The sequence below is a fragment of the Pseudomonas sp. CC11G genome, from assembly GCF_056174845.1.
The window spans coordinates 52,886-71,426 of the sequence record NZ_JBWBZC010000023.1; the positions used below are offsets into that span (position 1 = coordinate 52,886).

Annotated in this window: 14 protein-coding genes; 6 read left to right on the plus strand and 8 right to left on the minus strand. The window is 61.1% G+C overall.

The features are described 5' to 3' along the window. Positions 1 to 142 precede the first annotated feature (142 nt). From fabI to AC0V2S_RS22295, 6 genes are read right to left on the minus strand one after another with little or no spacing between them, the layout of a single operon-like run. Positions 143 to 937 (minus strand): enoyl-ACP reductase FabI, encoded by a 795-nt coding sequence (gene fabI, locus AC0V2S_RS22270; RefSeq protein ID WP_475511607.1) that lies wholly within the window; start codon positions 935 to 937, stop codon positions 143 to 145. Between the two features lie 29 nt (positions 938 to 966). After that, on the minus strand, positions 967 to 2,610 hold the full coding sequence (locus AC0V2S_RS22275; RefSeq protein ID WP_475511608.1) for an ABC transporter ATP-binding protein: 1,644 nt from the start codon (positions 2,608 to 2,610) through the stop codon (positions 967 to 969). Between the two features lies 1 nt (position 2,611). After that, the gene (locus tag AC0V2S_RS22280) at positions 2,612 to 3,631 is read right to left on the minus strand and encodes an ABC transporter permease (RefSeq protein ID WP_475511634.1); all 1,020 of its coding nucleotides are present in this window, start codon (positions 3,629 to 3,631) and stop codon (positions 2,612 to 2,614) included. Between the two features lie 14 nt (positions 3,632 to 3,645). Then, the gene (locus AC0V2S_RS22285) at positions 3,646 to 4,719 is read right to left on the minus strand and encodes a microcin C ABC transporter permease YejB (protein WP_475511609.1); all 1,074 of its coding nucleotides are present in this window, start codon (positions 4,717 to 4,719) and stop codon (positions 3,646 to 3,648) included. Continuing rightward, positions 4,720 to 6,573 carry an extracellular solute-binding protein gene (locus tag AC0V2S_RS22290; protein WP_475511610.1) on the minus strand — a complete coding sequence of 618 codons (1,854 nt, stop codon included), beginning with the start codon at positions 6,571 to 6,573 and terminating at the stop codon, positions 4,720 to 4,722. It lies immediately after the preceding gene. Further along, positions 6,570 to 8,399, minus strand: a complete 1,830-nt coding sequence (locus AC0V2S_RS22295) for an extracellular solute-binding protein (RefSeq protein WP_475511611.1) — start codon at positions 8,397 to 8,399, stop codon at positions 6,570 to 6,572. The genes AC0V2S_RS22290 and AC0V2S_RS22295 overlap by 4 nt, the downstream gene beginning before the upstream one ends. A gap of 165 nt (positions 8,400 to 8,564) precedes the next feature. Between AC0V2S_RS22295 and AC0V2S_RS22300 the strand changes: the two genes are divergently transcribed. After that, on the plus strand, positions 8,565 to 9,986 hold the full coding sequence (locus tag AC0V2S_RS22300; RefSeq protein ID WP_475511612.1) for an HDOD domain-containing protein: 1,422 nt from the start codon (positions 8,565 to 8,567) through the stop codon (positions 9,984 to 9,986). A gap of 130 nt (positions 9,987 to 10,116) precedes the next feature. Here the strand turns inward: AC0V2S_RS22300 and AC0V2S_RS22305 are convergent, their stop codons facing one another. Then, positions 10,117 to 11,712: a LysM peptidoglycan-binding domain-containing protein gene (locus AC0V2S_RS22305; protein ID WP_475511613.1), complete on the minus strand. Its 1,596-nt coding sequence runs from the start codon at positions 11,710 to 11,712 to the stop codon at positions 10,117 to 10,119. 100 nt (positions 11,713 to 11,812) lie between these two features. After that, positions 11,813 to 12,604: a hydroxyacylglutathione hydrolase gene (gene gloB, locus AC0V2S_RS22310; protein ID WP_475511614.1), complete on the minus strand. Its 792-nt coding sequence runs from the start codon at positions 12,602 to 12,604 to the stop codon at positions 11,813 to 11,815. A 69-nt stretch (positions 12,605 to 12,673) separates the two neighbouring features. On the opposite strand from gloB, the gene AC0V2S_RS22315 reads away from it, so the two are divergent. The 5 genes from AC0V2S_RS22315 (at position 12,674) to AC0V2S_RS22335 (ending at position 18,529) form a co-directional block, all read left to right on the plus strand. Continuing rightward, a complete protein-coding gene (locus AC0V2S_RS22315; RefSeq protein ID WP_475511615.1) occupies positions 12,674 to 13,438 on the plus strand; it encodes a methyltransferase domain-containing protein in 765 nt (254 codons plus the stop codon). A 12-nt stretch (positions 13,439 to 13,450) separates the two neighbouring features. Then, complete coding sequence (gene rnhA, locus AC0V2S_RS22320; protein ID WP_475511616.1) at positions 13,451 to 13,903, plus strand: ribonuclease HI; 453 nt, start codon at positions 13,451 to 13,453, stop codon at positions 13,901 to 13,903. Next, positions 13,896 to 14,663, plus strand: a complete 768-nt coding sequence (gene dnaQ / locus AC0V2S_RS22325) for a DNA polymerase III subunit epsilon (RefSeq protein WP_475511617.1) — start codon at positions 13,896 to 13,898, stop codon at positions 14,661 to 14,663. The genes rnhA and dnaQ overlap by 8 nt, the downstream gene beginning before the upstream one ends. Before the next feature lie 245 nt (positions 14,664 to 14,908). Further along, the gene (locus AC0V2S_RS22330) at positions 14,909 to 17,161 is read left to right on the plus strand and encodes an Orn/Lys/Arg family decarboxylase (protein ID WP_475511618.1); all 2,253 of its coding nucleotides are present in this window, start codon (positions 14,909 to 14,911) and stop codon (positions 17,159 to 17,161) included. 18 nt (positions 17,162 to 17,179) lie between these two features. Continuing rightward, entirely contained in the window at positions 17,180 to 18,529 is a 1,350-nt protein-coding gene (locus AC0V2S_RS22335) for an amino acid permease (RefSeq protein WP_475511619.1), read from the plus strand. Positions 18,530 to 18,541: the final 12 nt, after the last annotated feature.

Below are 18,541 nucleotides of genomic sequence, written 5' to 3' on the forward strand. Positions count from 1 at the left end.
CACACCGCCGCCCGTAGGAGCGAGCTTGCTCGCGAATCTCAACGAAAGCACGTAGGCCGCGCGTGCCAATGGCCAAACCCGATAAGTCGGGCCCACAAAAAAGGCCGCTCATTGAGCGGCCTTCCGGTTACATCAAGAACGCTTAATCTTCGATGCTGCCCATCGCTGTGGTATTGAAACCCCCATCTACATAGGTGATTTCGCCACTGATACCCGAAGCCAAATCGGAGCACAGGAAGGCGCCCACGTTGCCGACTTCATCAATCGTCACATTACGACGTAGCGGCGTTTGCGCTTCGTTGGCGGCCAGCATCTTGCGGAAGCTCTTGATGCCCGAAGCCGCGAGGGTGCGGATAGGACCTGCCGAGATGCAGTTAACGCGAGTGCCTTCAGGGCCCAGGCTGCCGGCCAGGTAACGTACACCGGCTTCCAGGCTGGCCTTAGCCATGCCCATCACGTTGTAGTTCGGCATGGTGCGCTCGGCACCGAGGTAGGAGAGGGTGAGCAGGCTGCCGTTGCGGCCTTTCATCATCTCGCGGCCGGCCTTGGCCAGAGCCACGAAGCTGTAGGCGCTGATGTCGTGGGCGATGCGGAAGCCGTCACGGGTGGTGACTTCGGTGAAGTCGCCGTTCAGTTGGTCGCCCGGGGCGAAGCCTACTGAGTGGACGATCACGTCCAGGCCGTCCCACTTCTTGCCCAGTTCAACGAACACGTTGGCGATTTCTTCGTCGCTGGCTACGTCGCACGGGAAGCACAGTTCAGGGCTCGAGCCCCAGCCAGCGGCGAATTCTTCGACGCGGCCTTTGAGCTTTTCGTTCTGGTAGGTGAAGGCGAGTTCAGCACCCTCGCGGTGCATGGCGGCAGCGATGCCGGATGCGATGGACAGTTTGCTAGCGACACCGACGATCAGTACGCGCTTACCGGCGAGAAAACCCATGGTGTTATTCCTCTTCCTGCTTTCAAGGATTAATCGGCAGTGGCTGGAGCCAGGAAAGCGGCTTCCAGCAACTGCTGCGTATATACGTGTTGCGGGGCGGCGAAGATGGCTTCGGCTGGCCCCTGTTCCACAACCTGACCATGCTTGACCACCATCAAGTGGTGACTCAGCGCCTTGACCACCGCCAGGTCATGGCTGATGAACAGGTAAGTCAGGTTGTACTTGCGCTGCAGCGATCGCAGTAATTCCACCACCTGGCGCTGCACGGTACGGTCCAGCGCCGAGGTGGGTTCATCCAGCAGAATCAATGCCGGTTTGAGCACAAGTGCCCGGGCGATGGCGATTCGCTGCCGTTGCCCGCCGGAAAACTCGTGGGGGTAGCGGTGCCGGGTTTCCGGATCCAGACCTACCTCCAGGAGTGCATCGATTATTGCCTGCTCCTGTTCTTCGTCACTGCCCATCTTATGGATGCGCAGCCCTTCGCCGATGATCTGACACACCGACATCCGCGGGCTCAAACTGCCGAACGGGTCCTGAAACACCACCTGCATCTGGCGCCGTAATGGCCGCACTTGATGCTGGGTCAGGCCGTGCAAATCCTGGCCTTGAAAACAGATGGCACCTTGGCTGGCAATAAGCCGCAAGATGGCCAACCCGAGGGTCGACTTGCCGGAACCACTCTCGCCCACAATGCCCAGGGTCTGGCCCTGATGCAGGCTGAAGTTGATGCCGTCCACCGCTTTCACATAGTCGACCGTACGGCGCAGCACGCCTTTCTTGATCGGAAACCACACCCGCAGGTCATCGACTTCGAGCACTGGCTTGCCGGCTGCGTTGGCGACCGGCTTGCCGCTGGGCTCGGCACCGAGCAGTTCCTGGGTATAAGGATGCTGCGGATTGGAGAACAGCTCATCGCATGACGCCTGTTCGACGATCACTCCGCGCTGCATGACACATACGCGGTGCGCAATTCGTTTAACCAGGTTCAGATCGTGAGTAATCAGCAGCAGCGCCATGCCCAGGCGGGCCTGCAAATCCTTGAGCAATTCGAGGATTTTCAGCTGCACCGTCACGTCCAACGCCGTGGTCGGTTCGTCGGCAATCAGCAGCTCCGGCTCGTTGGCCAGGGCCATGGCAATCATCACTCGCTGCCGTTGGCCGCCAGAGAGCTCGTGGGGCAGCGCTTTAAGGCGTTTGTGCGGCTCGGGTATGCCCACCAGCTCCAACAGCTCCAGCGTGCGCTTGGTGGCCGCTTTGCCGGTCAGGCCTTTGTGCAGGGCGAGGACTTCATTGATCTGCTTTTCAATGTTGTGCAGAGGATTCAGCGAGGTCATCGGCTCCTGAAAAATCATCGCGATGCGGTTGCCACGGATATGCCGCAGCTTTTTCTCGGTGACCGTCAGCAAGTCGTGCCCGGCGTAGCGAATAGTGCCGGCCGGGTGGCGCGCGAGCGGGTAGGGCAGCAGGCGCAGAATCGAGTGAGCGGTAACGGACTTGCCCGAACCACTTTCGCCCACCAGCGCCAGGGTTTCGCCCCGGCGGATATCAAAGTTGAGGTCATGCACCACGCATTGGCTGCTGGTGCCAGTCACAAACTCGACGGCCAGATCGCGCACTTCAATCAGGTTTTCCGGCGCGGTGTTGTCAGCCGTTTTGTTGGAAGGCTTGGCCATGTTATTTCCTCGGGTCGAAGGCATCGCGAGCAGCCTCGCCGATAAACACCAACAGGGTCAGCATCAGGCCCAGCACGGCAAACGCGCTGATACCCAGCCACGGCGCCTGGGTGTTGGCCTTGCCCTGAGCCACCAATTCACCCAGCGACGGCGAGCCGGCGGGCAGGCCGAAGCCGAGGAAGTCCAGGGCGGTTAGGGTGCCGATGGCGCCGGTCAGAATGAACGGCAGAAACGTCATGGTCGAGATCATGGCGTTGGGCAGAATATGGCGGAACATGATGCCGCTGTTCTCCATGCCCAGCGCGCGAGCGGCACGCACGTATTCCAGGTTGCGCCCGCGCAGAAACTCGGCGCGTACCACGTCCACCAGGCTCATCCAGGAAAACAGCAGCATGATGCCCAGCAGCCACCAGAAGTTGGGCTGCACAAAGCTGGCGAGGATGATCAGCAGGTACAGCACCGGCAAGCCCGACCACACCTCGAGAAAGCGCTGCCCCAGCAAGTCGACCCAGCCGCCATAGAACCCCTGCAGTGCGCCGGTGACCACACCGATGATCGAGCTGAACACCGTTAGCGTCAGGGCAAACAGCACCGAAATGCGGAAGCCATAAATCACCCGGGCCAGCACATCGCGGCCCTGGTCGTCGGTGCCCAGCCAGTTATCGGCGGAGGGCGGGGCGGGGGCCGGCACCTTGAGGTCGTAGTTGATCGTGGCGTAGCTGAACGGAATCGGCGGCCACACGGTCCAGCCATCCTTTTGCGCGATCAGCTCGCGGATGTAGGGGCTTTTGTAGTTCGCCTCCAGCGGAAACTCGCCACCAAAGGTGGTTTCCGGGTAACGCTTGAACACCGGGAAATACCAGCCGCCGTCGAAGTGCACCACCAGCGGTTTGTCATTGGCGATCAGCTCGGCGCCCAGGCTCAGCACAAACAGAATCAGGAATAACCACAGCGACCACCAACCCCGTTTGTGCGCCTTCAGGCGCTCGAAGCGGCGGCGGTTGAGCGGTGACATTTTCAATGCAGTGCCCATGCTCAGCCCTCCCGATTGGCGAAGTCGATCCGCGGATCGACCAGGGTGTAGGTGATATCACCGATCAACTTCACCACCAGGCCGACCAAGGTGAAGATAAACAGCGTGCCGAACACCACGGGGTAGTCGCGGCTGATGGCGGCTTCAAAACTCATCAGGCCCAGGCCGTCGAGGGAGAAAATCACTTCAATCATCAGCGAGCCGGTAAAGAAAATACTGATAAACGCCGACGGGAATCCGGCAATGATCAGCAGCATGGCGTTGCGAAACACATGGCCGTAGAGGATGGCGTTGTTGGTCAGCCCCTTGGCCCGTGCGGTGACCACATACTGTTTGTTGATCTCATCGAGAAAGCTGTTTTTGGTCAGGAAGGTGAGGGTGGCGAAGTTGCCGATCACCAGCGCCGTCACCGGCAGCACCAGGTGCCAGAAATAGTCCAGAATCTTGCCGCCCATGCTCATCTGGTCGAAGTGATTGGACGTCAGCCCGCGCAGGGGAAACCAGTCGTAATAGCTGCCACCGGCAAACAGCACGATCAGCAGAATGGCGAACAGAAACGCCGGAATTGCATAGCCAACGATGATCGCCGAGCTGGTCCATACATCAAACGTGCTGCCGTTACGCATGGCCTTGGTGATGCCTAGCGGAATGGACACCAGGTACATGATCAAGGTGCTCCATAAGCCGAGCGAGATCGACACCGGCATCTTTTCCACAATCAGGTCCACCACCTTGGCGTCGCGGAAAAAGCTGCTGCCAAAATCGAGCTGCGCATAGCTTTTCAGCATCAGCCAGAAGCGCTCCGGTGCCGATTTGTCGAAGCCATACATCTTCTCGATTTCTTTCACCAGTTCCGGGTCCAGGCCCTGGGCGCCGCGATAATTCGAACCGGCCACCGACACTTCGGCACCGCCCCCGGAAATGCGGCTGGTCGCGCCTTCAAAGCCTTCGAGCTTGGCGATCATCTGCTCAACCGGGCCGCCCGGCGCGGCCTGGATGATGATGAAGTTGAGCAGCAGAATGCCGAACAGCGTGGGAATGATCAGCAGCAAGCGCCGCAGAATATAGGCGAGCATTTATTCGGTTTCCTTGGGTGGGGCCGCGGGTGCCGCTTGCGGTTTGCTACCCTCGGCTTTTTCGCTGGTTTGCCACCAGGTCATCATGCCAACGTCATATTTCGGCGTAATGGCAGGCCGTCCAAACTTGTTCCAGTGGGCGATACGGAACGTGTCGATGTAGTAATTGGGGATCACGTAGTTGCCCCACAGCAGCACCCGGTCGAGGGCGCGCGCATGGGTGACCAGGCTTTTGCGCGAGTCGGCGCGAATCAGGCCTTCCACCAGCTTGTCGATGGCCGGGTCACGCAGACCGATGTAGTTGCGGCTGCCTGGGCTGTCGGCACTGCTCGAATGCCAATACTCGCGCTGTTCGTTGCCCGGCGAGCTCGACTGGCCCCAGGTGGCGGTGGTCATGTCGAAGTCCCGCGAGCGCATGCGATTGACGTACTGCGAGGCATCGACGCGGCGGATCTGCATATCAATGCCCAGCTCCGCCAGGTTACGCATAAACGGCAGCAGTACCCGCTCCAAATTCAGCTGATAGAGCATAAATTCGATGGTCAAAGGCTGGCCGTCCGGGCCGACCATCTTGTCGTTTTCGATCTTGTAACCGGCGTCCAGCAGCAGCTTGTATGCCTTGCGCTTCTGATCGCGGATCATGCCGTCGCCCGTGGTCACCGGCGACTTGAAGACGTCGGTAAATACCTTGTCGGGAATCTGCCCGCGCAGCGGCTCCAGCAGTTTTAGCTCGTCGGCATCGGGCAGCTCGTGGGCGGCCATGTCGGAGTTTTCAAAGAAACTGTTGTTGCGTTTGTACGCGCCGAAAAACAGTTGTTTGTTCGACCATTCGAAGTCGAACAGCTGGGCGATCGCCTCGCGCACTCGCGGGTCCTGGAACTTGGCGCGGCGCAGGTTGAAGGCGAACGACTGCATGCCCACCGGGTTCTGGTTGGGCAGGGCTTCCTTGATGATGCGCCCATCGCGCAGGGCCGGGCTGTCGTAGCCGGTGGCCCAGTCTTTGGCCGAGTACTCGAGGTTGAAGTCGAACTGCCCGGCTTTGAACGCTTCCAGGGTTACCGAGGTGTCGCGGTAGTAGTCCACTTCAATCGTGTCGAAGTTGTAGTAACCGCGGTTCACCGGCAGGTCTTGGCCCCACCAGTCCTTCACCCGTTCATAGCGGATGGTACTGCCGGGGGAAATATTGGTGATGCGATACGGACCGCTACCGAGCGGCACTTCTAGATTGGCTTTGCTGAAGTCGCGCGTGGCCCACCAATGCTTGGGCAGCACTGGCAGCTGGCCGATGATCAGCGGCAGCTCGCGGTTGCCTGGCTTGTTGAAGTCAAAACGCACCGTCAGCGGGCCTTCCGCTACCACCTGGGTGACGTCGGCGTAGTACATGGCGTAAGTCGGCGCGCCTTTGCTGCGCAGGATGTCGAAGCTGAAGATCACATCGTCGGCGGTCACCGGCGTGCCGTCGTTGAACTTCGCCTTGGGGTTAATGAAGAAACGCACGTAGCTGTCGTCCGGCGCTTTCTCGATTTTCTCGGCGAGCAAGCCGTACTCGGTAAACGGCTCGTCGGGGGAGTGGTAGGTGAGGGTGTCGTACAGCAGCGACAACTGATCGGCCTGCACGCCCTTGGAGATAAACGCGTTAAGGCTGTCGAAACCGCCACTGCCGCCCAGGCGCAGCGTCCCGCCTTTGGGGGCGTCGGGGTTCACATAGTCAAAGTGTTTGAAATTGGCCGGGTACTTGGGCGCTTCGTCGTACAGGGTGATGGCATGTTGCGGCGCCGCAGCGGCTGCCAGGCAGAAACCGGCGAACAGGGCGCCGCTGCCAACGCGCAGCACGGTGCGCAAAAACAAAGTCATAGAGCCTTCTCCGTAGGCTTCAGCCACCAGGCGCGCAACCCGAGGGTGTACGGCGGCGTGGTGACGAAGGCGAACCGGTTGCGGTACGCCAGGCGGTGATAATTGAGGTACCAGTTGGGAATCATGTAGTGCTGCGACAGCAGTACGCGGTCCAGGGCGCGGGTGGCCGCTACCTGTTCATCGCGGGTCTGTGCGGCCAGCAGACTTTCCAGCAGGCTGTCGACGACCGGGCTGCGCACGCCGGCGTAGTTTTTACTGCCTTTGACGTTGGCCTGGCTGGAGTGGAAGTACTGCCATTGTTCGAGGCCGGGGCTGAGGTTTTGCTGCAGCGTCATCAAAATCATGTCGAAGTCGAATTGGTCCAACCGCTGTTTATATTGCGCCCGGTCGACCGTGCGCAAGTGCGCTTGAATACCGATGCTGGCGAGGTTTTCCACATACGGTTGCAGGATGCGTTCAAGGTTGGGGTTCACCAGCAGCAGCTCGAAGCGCAGCGGTTCACCTTTGGCGTTTTGCAGGCGTTGGCCATTGAGCTTCCAGCCGGCGTCGGCTAATAGACCCAGCGCGCGCCTGAGGGTTTCGCGCGGAATGCCATTGCCCTGGGTTTTCGGCACCGTAAAGGGCTCGCTGAACAGGCTGGGCGGCAGTTGGTCGCGAAACACCGACAGCAGTAACCATTCCTGGCCCTCGGGTTTACCGCTGGCGGCGAACTCGCTATTGGGGAAGTAGCTGGTGGCGCGGGTGTAGGCGTTGTTGAACAGGGTGCGATTGGTCCACTCGAAATCCAGCATCAGGCCCATGGCTTCGCGCACCTTGCTGTCGGCGAAGGCAGGGCGGCGACTGTTCATAAACAGGCCCTGGGTTTGCGTGGGAATCTGGTGGGGGATTTGCGCGCGAATGACGTCGCCGCGTTTTATCGCCGGAAAGCGGTAGCCATTGGCCCAGTTCTTCGCCTGGTGCTCGATATAGAAGTCGAACTCGCCGGCCTTGAAGGCTTCGAATGCCACATCGGCGTCGCGATAGAACTCGACTTCCATGCGGTCGAAATTGTATTTCCCACGGTTAACCGGCAGGTCTTTGCCCCACCAGTCTTTCACGCGTTCGAACACCAGGCTGCGGCCAGGATTGATTTCGGTGATCTGGTAGGGGCCACTGGTCACCGGCGCTTCGAAGGTGGTGGCCTTGAAGTCGCGGTCTTTCCAATAGTGCTGCGGCAATACCGGCAGCTCGCCCAGGCGCAGAATCAGCAGCGAATTGCCGGCGCGCTTGAGCACGAAGCGAATGCGGTGGCGGCCGAGAATATCCACCCGCGCCACTTCCTGCAGGCTGGTGCGGTATTGCGGGTGGCCTTGTTTGAGCAGGGTGCGGTAGGAAAACGCCACGTCGTAGGCAGTAACCGGCTTGCCGTCGTTGAAGCGCGCTTCGGGACGCAGGTTGAACACCACCCAGCTGCGGTCTTCGCTGTATTCCACGGACTTGGCGATGAGGCCGTAACTGGACGCCGCTTCATCGCCGGAAGGGTCGTACTGGCCGGTGCCGGCCATCAGCGGTTCGTTCAGCTCACCAATGCCGTACTGGGCGAAATTGGGAGTAGACGAAGGGCTGCTACCCTTAAAGGTATAAGGGTTTAGAGTGTCGAAGGTGCCAAATGCCATCACTCGAATCGTGCCGCCTTTGGGTGCGTCGGGGTTAACCCAATCGAAGTGGGTAAAACTGGCGGGATACTTGAGTGTGCCGAACTGGGCATAACCATGACTTTCGCTGATGGTCGCGAAAGCAGGAACGCACATAGCCAGACTCAGAAGTAGCGAAAGGAGGCAACGCATCAGGCTAGGTGGTCCGTTCCGTAGCGGCATTGGGCTTCGTGCCGGTACAGTAACAGCTTGTATCCGCTGGAAAAAGAGAAAGCCCGGAGGCCTGTTTCAGAGCCCGATGGCAATAATGAAAGATTGCTTTGCGAGGTTTTTACTTTGGCAGCACGCACCCATGGATTGCAGTCATGGATCGATCGTTTGAATCAGGCCGAGTTACCGGCATTGGCAGCCGTGGTGCAGGACTTGCACCACCTGGCCCAGGCAGAAAAGTCGTCGGTGCAACAATTGGCCGATGTGTTGTTGCGTGACGCCTCACTGACCTCCAAGGTGCTGCGCGTGGGCAATAGCGTGTACTACAACCCCGCCCAGGAACCCATTCGCACCATTTCCCGCGCCATTGTGTTGATCGGCTTCGACAACGTGCGCCTGATCGGTCTGTCGGTCAGCCTGATCGACGGCCTGCTCGGCCGCGCGCCCAGCGAGCAGCTTTACGAGCTGCTGGCCCGTTCGTTTCACGCTGCTGTACAGGCGCGCAATATCGCCGGCTATGTGCTTACCAAAAATCAGGAAGAAGTGTTTATCGCCGCCTTGCTCTACCACCTCGGCGCATTGGCGTTCTGGGGCTGTGCGGGCGAGCAGGCCGACGAACTGGCCACCGCCCTGGCCCGGCCAGGTATCAATGAAGATGAAGTGGTGCGCGAAGTGCTCGGCACCAGCTTTCGCCACTTGACCCAAGGCCTGGTTAAAAGCTGGAACCTCGGCGAAATCGCCAGCCTGGCGCACAACACCGCCAACCATAACGACCCCGCCGCTTTTGCCGTGCACTTAGGCGCGCGCATCAGCGAAGCGGCGCTGGAGGGCTGGGACTCGCCAGCGATGGAAACCCTGGTGCAGCAAATGGCGACCTTCACCGGCATCACGCCCGAGGAAGCCTTGCAGCAGGTGCTCGACAGCGCCGACGAAGCCGTGAAAGTGGCCGCCACCTTCGGCGCCAGTTCGCTGTGCCGGCTGATCCCCTCCACCGACCCGGAGCTGATCCGCACCCAGCAGGAACAGCGCAAAGCGCGTCTGCTGCAACCCGATTTGCTAGTTCTGCAACAGTCGCTGCAAGACCTCGGCATGATGGTGTCCAAGCGCGCCGACATCGGCCTGATCCTCGACAGCTTGTTCAAGGGCTTGCACCAGGGCGCCGGGCTGGAGCGGGTGATGCTCGCGGTGTTGGCGGAGGAGCAGACGCGCTTCAAGGTCAAGCGCGCCGTGGGTGAGAAGACCGAGCGTTGGGTGACTGACTTTCTATTGCCGGCCGAACAGCCCGAGCAGCCGCATATCTTCAGTTATGTGCTGCGGCACAGAGAAGCGCTGTGGATGGGCGTGCCGGCCAGCTACAACCTGAACGAGCTGGTGACCCAACCGATTCGCCAGTGGCTGGGGCAGGGCATGTTCTTTATTGCGCCGCTGATGGCAGGGACGCGGCAGATTGGCGTGCTGTACGCCGACAGCCGGATTTCCGGGCGAGCGTTGAAGCATGAGCAGTTTGTGGCGTTTCAGCGGTTTACACAGTTGACGGGGCGGTGTTTGGAGGCGTTGACCAAGAAGTAGTAGCTGCGGGATTGGTCGTCGGCTGCACGACTCTGGGTCCCCGCCTTCGCGGGGACGACGGTGGAATACGCAAAAACATCCGTCATTCCCGCGCAGGCGGGAATCCAGAATCGAGCAGGAAACAGGTGAACTAGCGGTCAGTGAGATACAGCGTAATAGTCTGCCCAGGCGTCAGATCATGGGTCGTCTTCGGATTCCACGTCTTCAGGTTCTGCATCTCAACGTTGAACCGCTTGGCGATCATGTACATCGAGTCGCCTTTCTGCACCTTGTAATAGGTGACCGTCTCCCGGCCTTGCGCCGGATTGTTCTTGGCGATGCTGCGGATAACTTGCTGCGTGCCTTGCAGGGCCAACGTCTGGCCGGGCTTCACGGCGTTGTTTTGCAGGTTGTTCCAGCGGCGCAGGTCGGCCACATCCAGCTTGTTGGCCTTGGCGATCTGGTAAAGGTTGTCGCCGTTCTTAACCTTGTAACTCTTGAGCTTGACGCTGGTGGTCGTGCTGCTCGCCACTGCAGTCGGCTTGGCCGTGGTGGTGGGGAAGGGCGAGGTGCCGGCCGTAACGGGGATGGTCAGGGTCTGGCCGACGCTCAGGCTGTTGCCCGACAAATCGTTGGCTTCCTTCAAATCATCAGTCGACAGCTGATAGCGGCTGGCGATGCCGTGCAGGCTGTCGCCTTTGCGTACCCGGTATTCCTGAAAATCAGTGATGTCGCTGGGCTGGATCTGCGCCAAGGACGTGGTCAGGCGCTCGGCTTTTTCGTGCGGTACCAGCAGGTGCGAAGGGCCGCCGCGGGTGATATTGCGTTTGAAAGCCGGGTTCAGCTGAATCAGTTCGTCTTTGTCGATATCGGCCATGGCCGCCACACGGCTCAGGTCCATCGGCTTGTCGAACTCCACGACTTCGAAGTAGGGCTCGTTGGCGATCGGTTCGAGGTTGATGCCGTAGGCCGCCGGCGCGCTCACCAGTTGCGACAGGGCCAGCAGCTTGGGCACGTAGTCCTGGGTTTCCTTGGGCAGCGGCAGGTTCCAGTAGTCGGTGGGCAGGCCGAGGCGCTGGTTGCGCTCGATGGCGCGGCTCACGGTGCCTTCGCCAGCGTTGTAGGCCGCCAGGGCCAGCAGCCAGTCACCGTTGAACATCTCATGCAGGCGCGACAGATATTCGATAGCGGCGTTGGTCGAGGCGGTGATATCGCGGCGGCCGTCGTACCAGGTGGTTTGCTGCAGGTTGAAGTTGCGCCCGGTGGAGGGGATGAACTGCCACAAACCCACCGCATCGCTGCGCGACAGGGCAAACGGGTTGTACGAGCTTTCAATCACCGGCAACAGGGCCAGTTCCAGCGGCATGTTGTTGGCTTCCAGGCGCTCTACCACGTAATGAATGTAGAGACTGCCACGGCCGCTGGCGCTTTCGAGATAAGAAGGTTTGCTGGCGAACCACAGGCGCTGTTGCTCAATGCGCGGGTTGATGCCGATTTCGTCTTGCAGCTGAAAGCCGGCGCGCATGCGGTCCCACATGTCCTGGGGCTTGTCGCTGCTGGAGGTGTCGGTCATCCATTCAGGCGGCTGGGAGCGGCTGCTGAGGGCGACGTTGTTGCTGGGGCTCGGATTGTGCGTGCCACCCGTGCTTTGGCAACCCGCCAGAATGGCCGCAAAGACAACCGGAAGCGCACGAGCCAGACGGGCCAATGTGTCGATATTCCGGGACTTCTGGGCAATTGACTGCATCGGCGGCGGGTGTGATCCGGGCAAAAAGATCGGCCGATTCTAGGAACGCCGCCTAATGTGGTCAAGTTTTAACCGGCCGCCTGGTTAGGCACCAATGGACTTAAAACTGGTCTTTCCACGCCCGCAACCGAGCAAACACCTCGCTCGGCTGGCGTTGCGCGATGCCGTCCCGTTCGTCGATTTTTGCGACCACGTTCGCAACCTCACTGCGCAGAAACGGATTGGTCGCCCGTTCCAGAGCCAGATTCGACGGCAAGCTGATGGTGCCTTCCTCACGCCAGGCCGTTACCTGGGCCAGGCGCGCGCTGACGTCGGGGTTGTTCGGCTCCACGGCGTGGGCGAAGCGCAGGTTGCTCAGGGTGTATTCGTGGGTGCAATAAATAGCGGTGTTATCCGGCAGCGCGGCCAGGCGGCTGAGCGACGTGAACATCTGCTCCGGCGTGCCCTCGAACAAGCGGCCGCAGCCGGCGGCAAAAAGCGTGTCGCCGCAGAACAGCAGCGGCGCGCCGGCGGCGGTCGGCGCCTCGGCCACGTAGTAGGCGATATGGCCCAGGGTGTGGCCGGGCACGGTGAAGATGCGCAGGGTAAGGCCCAGCACTTCGATCTGGTCGCCGTCATCCAAGGCAATATCGCGGCCGGGAATTTTTTCCTGCGCGGGGCCGTAGACCTTGGCCCCGGTGGCGGTTTTCAATTGCTCCACGCCGCCGACGTGGTCGAAGTGGTGATGGGTGACCAGGATCTCGGTCAACTGCCAGCCCGGGTGCGCTTGCAGCCAGGCGAGAACCGGAGCGGCATCGCCGGGGTCTACTACGGCGCAGCGCTGGTTGGCAGTGTCTTGTAACAACCACAGGTAGTTGTCGTTAAAAGCGGGTAGGGCATCGATCTGTATCATCGTCGGGTCGCCAAGCTTTATGTATTGGCGCATCTTACTGCAATGCCGATGGAGCACAGAGAGGCGGTTATGACGGACAAGGCTTTCGCTCAAGCGGACCCCGATTGGCTCGAACTGATCAGCGCCGCCCGTGGCTGGCTCAATGGCCCGCTGGGGCAAATGATGCTCGGCGAAGAGCGGCGTTTGCTGGAAGACGAACTGGCGCGGTTCTTCGGCGGCTACCTGGTGCATTACGGTCCCCACGCGGAAAAACCGCCGGGCGCCAACCAGATTCAGCGCTGCGTGCATGTGGGCGCGCCATTGCCTGGCGCCGAGATCGTGTGCGAAGAGCAGGCCTGGCCGCTGACCGAGTCCGCGGCCGACGTGCTGGTGCTGCAACATGGCCTGGATTTCTGCCTGTCGCCCCACGGTTTGTTGCGCGAAGCGGCCCGCAGCGTAAGGCCGGGCGGGCATCTGATCATTATCGGCATCAATCCCTGGAGCACCTGGGGCCTGCGTCATGTGTTCGCCCGCGATGCCCTTGGTGATGCCCGCTGCATCGCGCCTAACCGGGTGACGGACTGGCTGCGCCTGCTGGGTTTCGCGCTGGAGAAACGCCGCTTCGGGTGCTATCGTCCGCCGCTTGCTTCAACGGCCTGGCAATCACGGCTGAGCCGCCTGGAACAATGGGGCGGCGCCTGGCAAATGCCCGGAGCAGGCTTCTATCTATTGGTGGCGCGCAAACTGGTAGTCGGTTTGCGGCCATTGCGTCAGGCACAGCGAGCGCCCATGGGCAAGCTGATGCCCATGCCGGTGGCCAAGGTCAGCCGGCGTGATTCAAACAGCGATACCTGAGCAGCAGAATTCATGAGCGAACAGATCGAAATCTTCACCGACGGCGCCTGTAAAGGTAATCCTGGCGTTGGCGGCTGGGGCGCCTTGTTGGTGTTTAAAGGCGTGGAGAAAGAGTTGTGGGGTGGCGAGCGCGACACCACCAACAACCGCATGGAGCTGACCGCCGCCATCAAAGGGTTGGAAGAACTCAAGCGCCCCTGCGAGGTGCTGCTGGTAACCGACTCCGAATACGTGATGAAAGGCATGCAAGAGTGGTTGGTGAACTGGAAAAAGCGCGGCTGGAAAACCGCCGCCAAGCAGCCGGTCAAAAATGCCGACCTCTGGCAAGCGCTGGATGAACAGGTCAACCGCCACACCGTCACCTGGAAGTGGGTGCGTGGCCACACCGGCCACCACGGCAACGAACGCGCCGACCAACTGGCCAACCGTGGCGTCGATGAAGTACGGGGAATAAAGCATGCGTAGTGTTGTACTCGATACCGAAACTACCGGTATGCCGGTCACCGATGGCCACCGGGTCATCGAGATCGGTTGCGTTGAACTGATTGGCCGCCGCCTCACCGGCCGGCATTTTCACGTGTACCTGCAGCCAGACCGCGCGAGCGATGAAGGCGCCATCGCGGTTCACGGTATTACCGACGAGTTTCTCGCCGACAAGCCGCGCTTCAAGGAAGTGGCCGATGAGTTTTTCGAATTCATCAAAGACGCCCAACTGATCATCCATAACGCCGCGTTCGACATCGGCTTTATCAACAACGAATTCGCCCTGCTGGGTCAGGACGACCGCGCCGACATCACCGAGCACTGCAGCGTGCTCGACACCCTGATGATGGCGCGCGAGCGTCACCCGGGGCAGCGCAACAACCTCGATGCCCTGTGCAAACGCTACGGCGTCGACAACTCTGGCCGCGAACTGCACGGCGCGTTGCTCGATGCCGAGATTCTCGCCGACGTTTACCTGACCATGACCGGCGGCCAGACCAGCCTGTCCCTGGCCGGCAACGCTTCCGACGGTAACGGCGGCAACGGTGGCGCCAACCAGGCCAGCGAGATTCGTCGTTTGCCGGCAGACCGCCCGCGTACCCGTGTGGTGCGCGCCAGTGAAGAGGATCTGGTGGCCCACGGCGTGCGTATGGGTTTGCTGGAGAAAGCCTCCGGTGCGTTGCCGTTGTGGGTGCAGATGGATGCGCCGGCGGTGGAAGCGGAAGCTGCCGAAACGGCTTGATTCTGTCGTTTTCAGGCCCGGCCAATCGAGGCTGAAGCCTCTCCCACAAAGGATCTCGGTCTCCTGTGGGAGAGGCTTCAGCCTCGATGCTTTTAGGGCTCGGAAATCACCCCGTTTCCCCGCTGATTTATCCGCGTGCGACGTTTTCGTATACGTCGCGCCACAGGGGTTACGCCTGTTCGGGCGAGCCTCTACCCTGACGACTGCACGGGCCAGGGCCCGGTCACTCTTCAGGCGCTACTAGAATGTATAAAGACCTCAAGTTTCCCGTTCTCATCGTGCACCGCGACATCAAGGCCGACACCGTGGCCGGCGACCGCGTGCGGGAGATTGCCCGCGAGCTGGAGCTCGAAGGCTTCACCATCATCTCCACCGCCAGCTCCACCGAAGGCCGCATCGTGGCTTCTACCCACCATGGCCTGGCCTGCATTCTGGTGGCCGCCGAAGGGGCAGGGGAGAACCAGCGCCTGCTGCACGATGTGATCGAGCTGATCCGCATCGCCCGCGTACGCGCGCCGCAGTTGCCGATCTTTGCCCTCGGCGAGCAAGTGACCATCGAGAACGCGCCGGTCGAAGCCATGGCCGACCTCAACCACCTGCGCGGTCTGCTGTATCTCTTCGAAGACACCGTGCCGTTCCTTGCCCGCCAGGTTGCCCGCGCAGCGCGTACTTACCTCGATGCGCTGTTGCCGCCGTTCTTCAAGGCGTTGGTGCAGCACACCGCCGAGTCCAACTATTCCTGGCACACGCCGGGGCATGGTGGCGGCGTGGCCTATCGCAAGAGCCCGGTCGGCCAGGCGTTCCACCAGTTCTTCGGCGAAAACACCCTGCGTTCCGACCTCTCAGTCTCGGTGCCGGAACTGGGTTCGCTGCTTGATCACACCGGCCCGCTGGCCGAAGCCGAAACCCGTGCCGCGCGCAACTTTGGCGCTGACCACACCTACTTCGTGATCAACGGCACCTCGACGGCGAACAAGATCGTCTGGCACTCCATGGTCGGTCGCGACGACCTGGTGCTGGTGGACCGCAACTGCCACAAATCGATTCTGCATTCGATCATCATGACCGGCGCCATCCCGCTCTACCTGAGCCCGGAACGCAACGAGCTGGGCATTATCGGGCCGATTCCGCTGAGCGAATTCACCCGTGAATCCATCCAGGCCAAAATCGACGCCAGCCCGCTCGCCCGTGGTCGCGAGCCGAAGGTGAAGCTGGTGGTGGTCACCAACTCCACCTACGACGGTCTTTGCTACAACGCCGAGCTGATCAAAAAAACCATTGGCGACAGCGTGGAAGTGGTGCACTTCGACGAGGCTTGGTACGCCTACGCCGCGTTCCACGAGTTCTACGCCGGCCGTTACGGCATGGGCACCTCGCGCACCGACGACGGCCCGCTGGTATTCACCACCCATTCCACCCACAAACTGCTGGCCGCCTTCAGCCAGGCGTCGATGATTCACGTGCAAGACGGCGGCGCTCGCCAGCTGGACCGTGACCGCTTCAACGAAGCCTTCATGATGCACATCTCCACGTCGCCGCAATACGGCATCATCGCTTCCCTCGATGTGGCCTCGGCGATGATGGAAGGCCCGGCCGGGCGTTCGCTGATTCAGGAAACCTTCGACGAAGCCCTGAGCTTCCGCCGCGCCCTGGCCAGCCTGCGGCAGAACCTCAGCGCCGATGATTGGTGGTTCAGCATCTGGCAGCCGCCGTTGGCCGAAGGTGCCGACCATGTGACGACCGCCGACTGGGTACTACAGCCCGACGCAGACTGGCATGGCTTTGGTGACGTGGCCGACGACTACGTGTTGCTCGACCCGATCAAGGTCACCCTGGTCACCCCTGGCCTGACTGCCGGCGGTGCTTTAAGTGAGCGCGGTATTCCCGCTGCGGTGGTCAGCAAGTTCCTTTGGGAGCGTGGCCTGGTGGTGGAAAAAACCGGTCTGTATTCCTTCCTGGTGCTGTTCTCTATGGGCATTACCAAGGGTAAATGGAGCACCTTGCTCACCGAGCTGCTGGAGTTCAAACGCAGCTACGACGCCAACGTGCGCCTGAGCAATTGCCTGCCGTCCATTGTTCGTGAAGACGCCCGCTACCAGAATATGGGCCTGCGCGACCTGTGCGATGCGCTGCACAACTGCTACCGCGAAAACGCCACACCCAAAGCCCTCAAGCGCATGTACACCGTGCTGCCGGAAGTGGCGATCAAACCAGCCGATGCCTACAACCACCTGGTGCGTGGCGAAGTGGAAGCGGTGCCGATCGACCAGCTGCAAGGCCGTATTGCGGCGGTGATGCTGGTGCCGTATCCACCGGGCATTCCATTGATCATGCCGGGCGAGCGGTTTACCGAAGCGACCCGCTCGATCATCGATTACCTGTCGTTCGCCCGCACCTTCGACCGCAGCTTCCCCGGCTTCGATACCGATGTGCACGGCCTACAACACCAAGACAGCCCCGAAGGACGCTGCTATACCGTGGACTGCATCAAGGAGTAATTGAGCTTCGGGGGATACATGCAGGATCAAGAGCAACAGAACAATACGGGGAGTATGGGGTTCTGGACCTGCTCGGCACTGGTGGTAGGCAATATGGTGGGTTCGGGGGTGTTTCTGCTGCCCTCGGCCCTGGCCGCGTTCGGCGGCCTGAGCCTGTTCGGCTGGCTGATCTCCAGTGCCGGCGCGGTGATTCTGGCCCTGACCTTCGCCCGCCTGTCACGCCTCAACCCGTCCGCCGGTGGCCCGTACGCCTATACCCGTGACGGGTTTGGCGCCTTCGCCGGTTACCTCTGCGCCTGGACGTACTGGAAAGCCGCCTGGATCGGCAACGCGGCCATTTCGGTAACCCTGGTCGGTTACCTGCAAGTGTTTTTCCCCGCGCTGCGCGACCCGACCCTGGCGATTGGCACCGCCATCGCCGCCATCTGGTTATGCACCCTGATCAACTTGCGCGGCATCGGCGCGTTTGGCGTGGTGCAGAACATCCTCACCGCGCTCAAGCTGATTCCGCTGCTGCTGATCGGCGTCCTTGGCTGGTTCTCCTTTCACCCCGAATACCTGGCGATTCCGCCGGTGGAATCCTTGCCCGGTGGCGGCGGTTACGCCACGGCCATCGCCACCACGGCGGCACTGACGTTGTGGTCGTTTATCGGGCTGGAGTCGGCGACTGTGCCGGCTGAGCACGTCAAAGACCCGAAACGCACGATTCCGCGCGCGACCATTTTCGGCACGGTGGTGGCGGCGTCGGTGTACATCCTCTCGATCACGGCTGTGCAGGGCGTGTTGCCGCCGGACGTGCTGATGCGCTCCACCGCGCCGTTTGCCGATGCCGCGCAGGTGCTGCTGGGGCCATGGGGTTACTACTTTGTGGCCGGCGGCGCGGTGATCGCCTGCCTGGGTGCGTTGAATGGCTGGGTGCTGCTGCAAGGGCAGATTCCGATGGCCACGGCGCGGGACGGCTTGCTGCCGGAGTCGCTGGCCAAGGTGAATAAACACAATGTGCCGGCCAATGGCTTGCTGGTTTCCGGGGTGCTGGTGACCTTGCTGGTGCTGATCGACGGGCAGGGCGATCTGGTGGAAGTGTTCAACGTCATCATTCTGCTCGGCACCATGACCGGCGTGGTGCCGTACGCGTTCTGTACCGCGGCGCTGCTGCAATTTCTGGCGGTAAAACCGGAAGCCTTCAAACCCCGCGAGCGCGGGCTGCTGGTTGTCATAGGCAGCCTTGGATTTATCTATTCGATGTGGGCGCTGTATGGCACCGGGCAGCAGGCGATTTTCTGGGGCTTTCTGGTGCTGATGGCGGGGATTCCGCTGTACACCTGGCGGCAGTGGCGTAACCGCGTGCATGGCGTCGCGACGCTGTAGGCCGGCGGCTGC